General features: G+C 63.6%; 8 protein-coding genes and 1 pseudogene. 8 read left to right on the top strand and 1 reads right to left on the bottom strand.

Annotation, left to right across the window (positions count from 1 at the left end; all coding sequences use genetic code 11):
* From FJQ54_RS13965 to FJQ54_RS13935, 7 genes and pseudogenes are all read left to right on the top strand, one after another.
* A pseudogene (locus FJQ54_RS13965) lies at positions 1 to 598 on the top strand (IS1380-like element ISKpn23 family transposase); the annotation flags it as partial.
* A gap of 218 nt (positions 599 to 816) precedes the next feature.
* Positions 817 to 1,605: a hypothetical protein gene (locus tag FJQ54_RS13960; RefSeq protein ID WP_140929024.1), complete on the top strand. Its 789-nt coding sequence runs from the start codon at positions 817 to 819 to the stop codon at positions 1,603 to 1,605.
* 159 nt (positions 1,606 to 1,764) lie between these two features.
* The gene (gene ettA, locus FJQ54_RS13955; RefSeq protein ID WP_140929023.1) at positions 1,765 to 3,444 is read left to right on the top strand and encodes an energy-dependent translational throttle protein EttA; all 1,680 of its coding nucleotides are present in this window, start codon (positions 1,765 to 1,767) and stop codon (positions 3,442 to 3,444) included.
* Between the two features lie 35 nt (positions 3,445 to 3,479).
* Positions 3,480 to 4,178, top strand: coding sequence for a hypothetical protein (locus FJQ54_RS13950; RefSeq protein WP_181160178.1), 699 nt, complete (start codon positions 3,480 to 3,482; stop codon positions 4,176 to 4,178).
* Positions 4,171 to 4,881 (top strand): squalene/phytoene synthase family protein, encoded by a 711-nt coding sequence (locus FJQ54_RS13945; protein WP_140929021.1) that lies wholly within the window; start codon positions 4,171 to 4,173, stop codon positions 4,879 to 4,881. The genes FJQ54_RS13950 and FJQ54_RS13945 overlap by 8 nt, the downstream gene beginning before the upstream one ends.
* Before the next feature lie 130 nt (positions 4,882 to 5,011).
* Entirely contained in the window at positions 5,012 to 5,494 is a 483-nt protein-coding gene (locus FJQ54_RS13940; RefSeq protein WP_181160177.1) for an EF-hand domain-containing protein, read from the top strand.
* A 115-nt stretch (positions 5,495 to 5,609) separates the two neighbouring features.
* A complete protein-coding gene (locus tag FJQ54_RS13935; RefSeq protein WP_181160176.1) occupies positions 5,610 to 6,248 on the top strand; it encodes an outer membrane protein in 639 nt (212 codons plus the stop codon).
* 197 nt (positions 6,249 to 6,445) lie between these two features.
* On the opposite strand, the gene FJQ54_RS13930 is transcribed toward FJQ54_RS13935, so the two are convergent.
* Positions 6,446 to 9,202: a [protein-PII] uridylyltransferase gene (locus tag FJQ54_RS13930; protein ID WP_140929018.1), complete on the bottom strand. Its 2,757-nt coding sequence runs from the start codon at positions 9,200 to 9,202 to the stop codon at positions 6,446 to 6,448.
* A gap of 143 nt (positions 9,203 to 9,345) precedes the next feature.
* Here FJQ54_RS13930 and FJQ54_RS13925 point away from each other — a divergent pair, with 143 nt between their 5' ends.
* Positions 9,346 to 10,914, top strand: a complete 1,569-nt coding sequence (locus FJQ54_RS13925) for a spinster family MFS transporter (protein ID WP_140929017.1) — start codon at positions 9,346 to 9,348, stop codon at positions 10,912 to 10,914.
* Positions 10,915 to 10,922: the final 8 nt, after the last annotated feature.

Here is a 10,922-nt window from a genome sequence, read left to right as displayed (position 1 = left end):
CTTCTACGCCATCCGGCTGCCTGCGAACAACGTCCTGCGCGAGAAGATCGCGCATCGGCCGACGCGCCCTGTCGGGCGACCTTCGCTGACCAAGGTCAAGCGCTTCTACGAAGACTTCGAGTATCAGGCGGCATCCTGGGACAAGGAACGCCGGGTGATCGCCAAGATCGAATGGCATCCGGGCGAACTGTTCCCGCGTGTCGGCTTCATCGTCACCAACCTGCCGATGGAGCCCGACTGGGTGGTGCGGTTCTATAACCAGCGCGGCACCGCCGAGCAGCACATCAAGGAAGGTAAATATGCCTTCCACTGGACGCGGCTGTCATGCCGGAAGTTCCGCGACAATGAGGTGCGACTGCAACTGCATGCGCTGGCCTACAACCTGGCCATCTTCTTGCGCTGCATCGAGTTGCCCGAGACGATGGCCGACTGGTCGTTGACCAGCCTGCAACTGAAGCTGATCAAGATCGGGGCACGTGTCGTCCGCCATGCCCGCGCCATCACCTTCCAGCTGGCCGAGGTGGCCGTCACCGGTCCGATGGTCCGCGCCATCCTCGCCGCCATCCGCCGATTGCGAGCGCCTCCGCTATGCGCATGACCGCCATCCACGCCCAAACTGAACGAAAACGGCAGGATGGGTCTGTCCGCTGCGCTGAAAAACACCGCCACCAGGGCACAACACGGCGGCTTCGCGGGCCGATCTGCCCTGTCTCAGCGCCTTGCGCGCCCGACGACGCCGCTCGGGACGGAAAATGATTGTCCTGCGGTCGGATTCAGGCGAAACTCACGTCAGACGGCATGCCACTTGGGGAATGTATGTCGACGACTTTCTATGTTTTCAAGGCAAGCGCCCCAAATGCCCGCCTTTGGTTCGACCGGGCGATGCCGGTCGTCGCCAGCCAAATACCCATGGAGATTTTCGAGGCGGGTCCTGTCGAGAAGATTACTGCGTTCGGCAGTCCATCGCCTAACGCGCTTCGCCAGATCTTCGTCACACCGCAGGCGGGGCCGTTCAAATCGACCGCTCTGGTGGTCGCCCAGTCCGGACCTTGGATTGTGAAGGTTCGCGCGACTTCGGCAACCCTGGACCGTGCCGGTTTGGCCAAACGCATCGATCGGCACTTGGCCGCGATCCAGATCGCACCGCCGGCTTTCGCGGCCGCTCTCGAGGCGCCAGCGCGTTGCATCGACGCACGACGGTTCGGATCGGGCAAACCCTTGTCCGACAGCCTTGAGGAGGCCGCTGCCTCGGCCACCGTCGTCCACGCACGCTTGCATACCACCGCAGAAGATTTGTGCCTCGCGGATGCGCCTAATACCCACTTCACTCTGCTCGGAATCATCGATCAGCCATCCTCGTGGCTTTTGCTGATGGGGGATGCAGGTAAGGCGATTGGCTCGGAAGCAATCGGCACTGCGCGGGCAGATACCCGACAATTGGTCTACGTCTCGACCCCTGCTGCAACCCGTGGTGCTGCGGTATTTGATGCGCGCCCCTCGCTGGAGTCGGCGACAGCGGCCGCCGCGCCGCTGCTCCGCGATCCGGCGGCCGGGCTTTTTGCCATTTCAACATCCAGTTCAAATCTGCTCGTAAAGGCCGACTGATCGCCTCACCTCCCGGTGCCGCACAGACCTAAATCGAAGCAGGCGCGAGGTAGAACCACTGCCCGTCGGAGACTTCGAACCCAACCCCCCGTTTGCCGCCCACGCCCCTATGCGCTAAGGCGCTGGCCAACTTCCGACCCACAGATTCCAAGGACCACCGTGGCCCAGCAATTTTCCTATGTGATGAAGGGTCTCACCAAGACCTTCCCCGGCGTCGCCAAGCCGATCCTGAACAACATCAACCTGCAATTCTACCCGGACGCCAAGATCGCCATCATCGGCATCAACGGCTCGGGGAAATCCACGCTGATGAAGATCATGGCGGGGATCGACAAGGAGTTCGTGGGCGAGGCATGGCCCGGCGAAGGTGTGCGCGTGGGCTATCTGGCGCAGGAGCCGCAGCTGGACCCCACCAAGACGGTGATGGAAAATGTGAAGGACGGCGTGCGGCCCATCGCCGACATGATTGACCGTTTCAACGCCATCTCCGCCGAAATGGGCGATCCGAAGGACGATACCGATTTCGACGCCCTGATGGAGGAAATGGGCACCCTTCAGGAAAAGATCGACGCGGTGGACGGCTGGACGCTGGACAATCAGCTGGAGATCGCCATGGACGCGCTGCGCTGCCCGCCCGGCGACTGGAGCGTGGAGAATCTCTCCGGCGGGGAAAAGCGCCGCATCGCGCTGTGTCGCCTGCTGCTGGAAAAGCCGGAAATCCTGCTGCTGGACGAACCGACCAACCACCTGGATGCCGAATCGGTGAGCTGGCTGGAACAGCATCTGAAGGAGTATCAGGGCAACGTCATCCTCGTGACGCACGACCGTTACTTCCTTGATAATGTCGTGAACTGGGTGCTGGAGCTGTATTACGGGCAGGGCATTCCGTTCGAAGGCAATTATTCCGCATGGCTGGAAGCCAAGGCCAAGCGGATGGAGCAGGAAAAGCGCGAGGACGAAGGCCGTTCCAAGGCGATCGCGCAGGAGCTGGACTGGATTCGCTCCAGCCCGAAGGCGCGGCAGACCAAATCCAAGGCGCGGATCAAGGCGTTCGACGAGCTAGTGGCGAAGCAGGACAGCCGCCGCAGTTCCGACCGTGAAATCCTGATCCGCAACCCGGAACGGCTGGGCAGCACGGTGATCGAGGCGACCGGCCTGAGTAAGGCCTATGGCGACAAGCTGCTGTTCGAAGACCTGAGCTTCACCTTGCCGCCCGGCGGCATCGTGGGGGTGATCGGCCCGAACGGCGCGGGGAAAACCACGCTGTTCCGCATGATCACGGGGCAGGAACAGCCCGACAGCGGCTCGATCAAGATCGGCGAGACGGTGCATCTGGGCTATGTGGACCAGAGCCGCGACGCGCTCGATCCGGGCCGCAATGTGTGGGAGGAGGTCTCCGGCGGGAACGAGCGTTTTGCCTTCGGCAAGCAGGAGGTGTCCTCCCGCGCCTATGTGGGCGCGTTCGGCTTCAAGGGCACGGACCAGCAAAAGAAGGTGGGCCAGCTGTCTGGCGGTGAGCGCAACCGCGTGCACATGGCGAAGATGCTGAAGGAGGGCGGCAATGTGCTGCTGCTGGACGAACCCACCAACGACCTTGACGTGGAAACGCTGCGCGCGCTGGAAGAAGCGCTGGAGAATTTCGCCGGCTGCGCCGTGGTGATCAGCCACGACCGCTTCTTCCTCGATCGGCTTGCCACCCACATTCTGGCGTTCGAAGGCGACAGCCATGTGGAATGGTTCGAAGGAAACTTCGAAATGTACGAAGCCGACAAGCTGCGCCGCCTCGGCCCGGCAGCGGAACGCCCGCACCGGCTGCAGTATAAGAAGCTGACGCGGTAGAGCGAATGAGGCGTCGGCCTGCACATCTGTATGTGATGCAGAATGAGCATGGTTTCATCAAAGTTGGCGTGAGCTCTGATGCAGAGTCCCGCAGAAAGAAAATCTGTGCCTCAGATAGATGTAGTGCAGCGTTGGTTCTATTGATCGAAGATTACGCGTATAAAGAATATGATTTACATCTCGAACTCTCAGAACACATTGCATATGGAGAGTGGTTTTTTGATACAAAGAAAGTCAGACGTATCATAGAATCAGAATTAGAGAGAAAAATTAACTGGAAGAACGAAATCTCCGATCCCATCTCATCCAATGAATGGCTCAGAAATTTAGAGTCACTGCGATTGCACGAGAGTCAAAAAAAGCTACTTAGAAGACTGATAAATGAATTATCAAATTTTCCCGAAATTACAGATGACTGGGATTCGCGATTCTATAATCAAAAGATATGGAAATCCATCTGGGAGTATAGCGAGGGTCAATTGACCATTTGCTCTACCACATCGGGAGAAGATGGAAAATCTATTTGCGTAGCATATCGAGAGGGTTCTGAAGCTGGCGAGATTCTGCCTGACTATGTTAGGAGTATCTCAGATGCACTTAAGACATGGCCTGATAACAGCAGGCCACTCGACTGGACGGGCTCAGCCACGGACTGTTGTGTGGCGGGGCTGACAAACCGATTGCAGCGCATGGCCGAAAGGGGGCCATACTTAAGCCTATCACTGCGTGGATGACGCCCTACTCTCTGACCTGAAAGCGCGGGACCGGGAGCGTTGGTTGACGTGCCTGTGGGCGGCTGCCGAGGCGCGGCCTGCGTTGTTGGCGATCCATGCCTATGATCTGGAGCAGCAGCGGGTCGTGGCGGAGGCGCGGGAGCCGATGCTGGCGGAAATCCGGCTGGCGTGGTGGCGGGAGCAGTTGGAGCAATTGTCGGCCGGGCGGCTTTCTCCGCCGCAGCCCTTGTTGCGGGCGCTGCGGCATGACGCGCGGCCGCGAGGTGTCGATCTGGCGGCGCTTTCGGGGATTGAGGAAGGCTTCCTACCGCTGCTGACCGAGGGGCGGCTGGATGCGGCGGCGATGGCCACCGCGCGGGGGGCGCCGCTGTTCCGGGCGCTGGCCACGGCCGTGCTGGGGCGGCCGCTGGTCGATTCGGAAAGCCGGGATGCCGCGCTGGCGGGCACGCGCTGGGCGCTGGCGCAATTGTGGCGCGGCGGCTGGGGGCAGGCGGAGGCGCGGTTGTCGGTGCTGGAGCCGCCCGCTTTTCCGGCGGCACCTGTTGGGCCGCTGCCCTTGCCGCTGTTGCTGCTGGACCGGCTGGCGGCGGACGATTGGGGGCGGCTGCAACGCGGCGAGCCGCTGGCCCGGCTCGCGAGTCCCGGGCGGCAATGGGTGATGGCGAAAGCTGCGTTCAGAAACCGCTCGTCGCATTTGCCATAACGCTTGCACATGCTAGGCATGCGCCCGGGGTCGGATCCAAAGGCGATGTCGCCGCAGCCCGTTTCAGAGGCTGTCATACCAAAGGGTCCGAACCATGCTCTCCCGTCGGTCGAGCCGATTTGCCGCAATTGTGGGTGCGTTGCTGCTGGCTGCCGGGTCGACTGCGCTGTGGTTTTCGGCGGACCGGGGCCGGGCAGATGCAGCTGTGGCAGAGGCCCCGCCGCCGGTTGCCGAAACTGACGCGGAGGCAGAGCAACCCTTGCTGGAAACACCGGAACCAAAACGCAAGAAAAGCAAGGAAGAACAGCGCTTTGCCCGTGCAGATCGGGATGATGACGGGCGCATTACGCAGGCCGAATATCTGCATCAGCGGCGGCGCAATTTCGACAAGCTGGACCTGAACGGGGACGGCGTTTTGCAGTTCAGCGAGTATGCCGCAGCCGGAATTGCGAAGTTCAAGGCGGCCGATGCCAATGGCGATGGCGTGCTGCTGCCGCCGGAGTTCGCGACCACCGCGCCGAAGCCGAAAAATCGACAGACGCCATCTGCCGATGGCTGCCGCTGTTCGTCGATCCCGGCCGGGGCTTCGCCGGGGGCCGACCCCGAAGATTAACGCCAGCGAAACAAGGGATTCAGGAAGGCTTCAACCGCCGGGGCCTATTTGGCGCGGCGTCCGCAGGCCTCCCTCGCCTGCTGGCCAAAGGTATAAACAAGAAAGGTTTTCTCTCATGGCACGTGCCACCAAAATCGCGCTCGCAATTGCCGGTGCCTCCGCCCTGTTCGTGGGCACACAGGCGTCTGCCGCTGAGCCGTTCAACGGGCCGTACGTCGGCGTTCAGGGCGGCTGGCAACACGACAACAACCGCTTCACCCTGCGTGGCGGCGAAGGCGGAACCACCAGCGACCGCATGTCGGGTTCCAGCTTCGCCTATGGCGCGCAACTGGGTTACGATCACAAGCTGAACGACCAGTTCGTGCTGGGCGCCGAAGCCTTCCTGACGGGCGACACCAACAAGGTCCGTTCCGGCGACGCCACCTTCGACGGCGGCCGCGCGCTGGGCCTGCTGGCCCGCGCCGGTGTGCTGGCTGGCCCGCGCACGCTGATCTACGCCAAGGGCGGCTGGGAAAACGGCCGCTTCTCTTACGCCGTTGACGGCATCGGCGTGAGCACCAACCGCGACGGCTGGTCGCTGGGCGGCGGCGTGGAGCAGGCGATCACCGACGCCATTTCGGCTCGGGTGGAATATCGCCACACGAAGTTCAACAGCTTCAGCTCCTCGGCGCTGGACAATGCGCTGGACGTCGACTCCGCGCAGGCTCGCGTGAACCGCGACCGCGTGATGGTTGGTGTGAACTACCGGTTCTAAGGCGGCTGTGGCCAATGCGCAGCATTGGCCCACAGACTCGCCGGGAACCCGGCCGGCTGAGCCGGGGATCTCTATCCCCGGCCAGTCCGACGAAGGGCGGGCTTTTGCCCGCCCTTTTTTGGTCTGCCTTTTGTGAGACCCCAAGCGGAGAGGACGGGCTTTGCCCGGCCCCCGCGTGCTGCGGTCTAGTCCGCGATTCAGGGCTGCGCAGCCTCCGGCACCTTCTGCCCCGGGGCCGCCGCCACTTCCAGCAGCCGCTTCTCCAGCGCCCGCATCCGTGCCGGACTGTCGATCTTTTCTCCGGTGAGATCGGTTAGATAGAAGGTATCCACCGCGCGTTCGCCATAAGTGGCGACATGGGCGGAATGGATCGTCACCTTCGCACCATAGAGCGCATAGGTGAGCGCGTAGAGCAGCGCGGGCCGGTCCAGCGCATTCACTTCCACCACGGTGAAGCGGTTGGACGCGCCATTTTCGATGAAGGCCTGCGGCACCACGCGGAACGCCTCCTGCCGCCGCCGGGGCAGTGGCCTGGCCGTCAGCCGGTCTGCCAGACGTACCTTGCCGCCCAGCGAATCGCGGATCGCCGCCTCCATGCGCGCCAGCCGGTCCGGCTCGTCGAACGGGCCGCCGACAGGGTCCTGAATGGTGAGGTTGTCCAGCGCCATGCCGTCGCGCGTGGTGTGGATTCGCGCGTCCACGATGGTCGCCCCGCCCATCGCGATGCCGCCCGCGATCCGGTAGAACAGCCCCGGGTGATCCGCCGTATAGACGGTGACGAGCGTGGTGCCCGCCGCATCCGGCTGCGATCGGATTGTAATCGGCCGGTTCGCCGCATCCGCATCGGCCACCAGCGCCATGTTCGCCGCCAGCACGTCGGTGGGTTCGGCCAGCCAGTAACTGTCTGGAAAGCGGGTGGCATAGGGGGCGAAAGCCGTATCGCTCCACCCCATCACCTGTTGCAGCCGCTTCTGCCGCTGCTCCACCCGTTCGCGCCGCCCCGTCTGCTTGTGGCCAAGCCGCAGCACTTCCTCGGCCGAATTGTAGAGCGTGGTGAGCAGCTGCGCCTTCCAGCCGTTCCACACCCCCGGCCCCACGGCGCGGATATCCACCACCGTCAGCACCAGCAGCAGCCGCAACCGTTCCGACGAGGCGACCGCCTCCACGAAATCGAGGATGGTCTTGAAGTCCGAAAGGTCGCGCTTGAAGGCCGTGGCGGACATCAGCAGATGCTGCCTGACCAGCCACGCCACCGTATCGGTTTCCGCGGTGGACAGCCCCAGCCGCGGACAGAGCTTGCGCGCCACTTCCTCGCCCAGAACCGAATGATCGCCGCCGCGCCCCTTGGCGATATCGTGCAGCAGCACCGCCACGAACAGCACCCGGCGCGAAACGATCTGGCGCATCACCACCGTGGAGAGCGGATGCTCGTCTGTCAGTGCGCCCTTCTCGATCTTCGACAGCAGGCCGATGGCGCGGATGGTGTGCTCGTCCACCGTATAATGGTGGTACATGTCATACTGCATCTTCGCCACGACGCGGCCGAAATCGGGCACGAAGCGGCCGAACACGCCCGCCTCGTTCATCCAGCGCAGCACCGTTTCCGGGTCACGCGGAGAGGTCAGCACCTCCAGAAACAGCTGGTTGGCGCGCTTGTCCTGCCGGATTTTCTCGGTGATCAGCCCTTCGTCGCGCGCGGCCTGCCGCATCGTCATCGGGTGGATTTCCACCCCTTCCTGATCGGCGAGCTGGAACAGCTCGATCAGCCGCACCGGGTCTTCGGCGAAGAAATCGTCTGTCGGCGCTTCGATCCGTCCGCCGGCCAGCCGGAAACCGTTCAGGCGGCGCGGCCGCCGCTTCAGCTTCGGCATCCAGGTGCTGCGGGCGAAGCGTTCCTCCAGATGCGTCAGGAACAAGGCCGTCAGGCTGCCCACCGAGCGCGCGGTGAGGAAATAATGCCGCATGAAGCGCTCCACCGCCGACATGCCGGGGCGGTTGGCATAGTTCATCCGCGCGGCCAGCTCCGTCTGCACGTCGAAGGTCAGCCGCTCCTCGGCGCGGCCCGCCAGATCGTGCAGGCTGATGCGCACCGCCCACAGATGGTTCTGCGCGCGCTGGAACTGGCGATACTCCGCCGGGGTGAACAGGCCCTTTTCCACCAGTTCGTGCGCGGTCTGCACCTGAAAGGCGAATTTGCCGATCCAGAACAGCGTCTGCAGATCGCGCAGGCCCCCCTTGCCGTCCTTGATGTTCGGCTCCACCATATAGCGGCTGTCGCCCATGCGCCTGTGCCGCTCGTCGCGCTCGGCCAGCTTTTCGGTGATGAAGGTGCGCGCCTCGCCCGCGACGATTTCCGCCTGAAAGCGGCGGCTGGCTTCATCATAGAGCGCCTGATCCCCCCACAGATAGCGGGATTCCAGAAGCGCCGTTTTCACGGAGAGGTCGCCCTTCGCCATGCGGATCATATCGTCCACAGTGCGGGTGCTGTGCCCCACCTTCAGGCCCAGATCCCACAGGATATAGAGGATCGCCTCCACCACCTGTTCCACCCACGCCGTCTGCCGCATGGGGGACAGGAACATGATGTCCACATCGGAATAGGGGGCCATTTCCGCCCGGCCATAGCCGCCCACCGCCACAAGGCAGACGCGCTCGGCGGCCGAGGGATTGTCCCGGCCATAGAGCGTGCCCACGGTCGCGTCATAGGCGAGGCGCAGGATCTGGTCCGTCAGGAAGCTTTGCGCGCTGGCCAGTTCCAGCCCGCGCCCCGGCGTGGCGTGAATGCGGCGGCGGATTTCCGCCCGGCCGTCCTCCAGCGCCGTCTTCAACACGGCGGCGACGGCCAGCCGTCGCCCTTCGGCGGGGGCCTCCGCCAGCGCGCGGGCCATCACCTCCGTCAGCCGCCGCCTGTCTATGATGGCGCGGCGGTTGTGCACATGATCATACAGCGTCATCCCCGCCCCATAGCCGAGCTGTGCCGGATCAAACAGGGCCGGATCAAACAGGGGCCAGAAACCTGAATCCTGCGAATTTTGCCGTTTCGCACGGGCAAGCCGCCTGCTAGGCCCCCCCTTCGGGAGAGATTAAGGGAGAGCCGATGCAGCCGACGGAAGCCGAAATCGCCGAAGCGAAATCCCGCGTCGGCGGACCTTACAGCTGGTACGTGCTCGGCGTTCTGGTGCTCGTCTATGTGATGAACTTCATCGACCGGCAGATCATGGCGATCCTGGCGGAAGATATCAAAGCGCATCTGGGCGTCTCCGATTCCGAGCTGGGCTTCCTCTATGGCACGGTGTTCGGGGTGTTTTACGCCCTGTTCGGCATCCCGTTGGGGCGGCTGGCGGATATGTGGCACCGCATGCGGTTGCTCTCCATCGGCCTCACGCTCTGGTCTGCGATGACGGCGCTGTCCGGCCTTGCCGGGAACTTCGCCCAGCTGGCCGCCGCGCGCATCGGTGTGGGCGTGGGGGAGGCGTCTGCCTCGCCGGTCGCCTATTCGGTGCTGTCGGATTATTTCCCCAAGGAACAGCGCGCCACCGCGCTCTCCATCTATTCCTCGGGCATCTACATCGGCGGCGGGCTTTCGCTGTTCATCGGCGGCCTTACGGTGGAACGCTGGAACGCCGCCTTCCCCGATGGCGGGCCGTTCGGGCTGGTGGGCTGGCAGGCGGCCTTCATGGCGGTGGGCATTCCGGGACTGCTGCTGGCGCTGTGGGTTTCCACCCTGCGAGAGCCGATCCGGGGCCTCTCTGAAGGCATCGTCATGCCGCAGGAGCCGAACCCCTTCCCCAAGTTCCTGAACGAACTCTCCAGCGTGCTGCCGCCCTTCACCATCCTGCATGCCGCCACCCATGGCCGCAAGGCGGTGATCACCAACCTCACCGGCCTGTTCGTGGCCGCTTTGTTCTTCGCGGGCATGTCGCACTTCACTGGCAACTGGCCGCAATGGCTGGCGCTGGGGCTGGCTGGCTATGCGGTGTTTTCCTGGTCGCAATCGCTGAAACATCGCGACCGGCCCACCCATGCGCTGATCTGGGGCACCCCCAGCTTCCTGTTCATGGTGCTTGGCTTCGGCATGGTTTCGATGACGGGCTATGCCCATGGCTTCTGGGGGCCTGCCTATGCCATCCGCGAATTCGGGGTGGACAAGGCCATCGCCGGTTTCTTCCTTGGCGGCGGCGGTGCGCTGGGCGGCTTCCTCTCCATCATCGCCGGCGGCAAAGTCGCCGACACGCTGAAGCGGACCAACCCGGCCGGGCGCATCCTGATCGGTTTCGCCACCGTGCTGCTGCCCATCCCCTTCATTCTGCTGCAATATACCACCACCTCCATCGAGCTGTTCTACCTGTGGGCCTTCATGGTTTCCCTGTTCGGATCGCTGTGGGTGGGGGTTGCCGGGGCCACCGCGCAGGATCTGGTGCTGCCGCGCATGCGCGGGGCTGCCACCGCCACCTTCTTCCTTGGCACCACCGTGATCGGCCTCGGCCTCGGGCCGTTCCTGGCCGGGCGTTTGTCGGAACTGCTGGGCGATCTGGGCCACGCCCTGATGGCGACCGTGCTGCTGGCCCCGCTGCCGCTCCTCTGCTTCGCCTATGTCTATCGCAACCTGCCGCGCGCCGAATCCACCCGTCTGGAACGCGCCCGCGCGGCTGGCGAACCCGTCTGAAGGAATAT

It is taken from the genome of Sandaracinobacter neustonicus, from assembly GCF_006385875.1.
GTDB lineage: Bacteria > Pseudomonadota > Alphaproteobacteria > Sphingomonadales > Sphingomonadaceae > Sandaracinobacteroides > Sandaracinobacteroides neustonicus.
Note: the sequence above shows the minus strand (reverse complement) of the source record. Positions and strands in the feature narration are given on the sequence as shown.

What these genes read in the sequence shown, in the direction of transcription:
- FJQ54_RS13960 (WP_140929024.1), top strand. Translation starts at nt 817, where the DNA reads ATGTCGACGACTTTCTATGTTTTCAAGGCAAGCGCCCCAAATGCCCGC.
- FJQ54_RS13950 (WP_181160178.1), top strand. Translation starts at nt 3,480, where the DNA reads ATGCAGAATGAGCATGGTTTCATCAAAGTTGGCGTGAGCTCTGATGCA.
- FJQ54_RS13935 (WP_181160176.1), top strand. Translation starts at nt 5,610, where the DNA reads ATGGCACGTGCCACCAAAATCGCGCTCGCAATTGCCGGTGCCTCCGCC.
- FJQ54_RS13930 (WP_140929018.1), bottom strand. Translation starts at nt 9,202, where the DNA reads ATGACGCTGTATGATCATGTGCACAACCGCCGCGCCATCATAGACAGG.
- FJQ54_RS13925 (WP_140929017.1), top strand. Translation starts at nt 9,346, where the DNA reads ATGCAGCCGACGGAAGCCGAAATCGCCGAAGCGAAATCCCGCGTCGGC.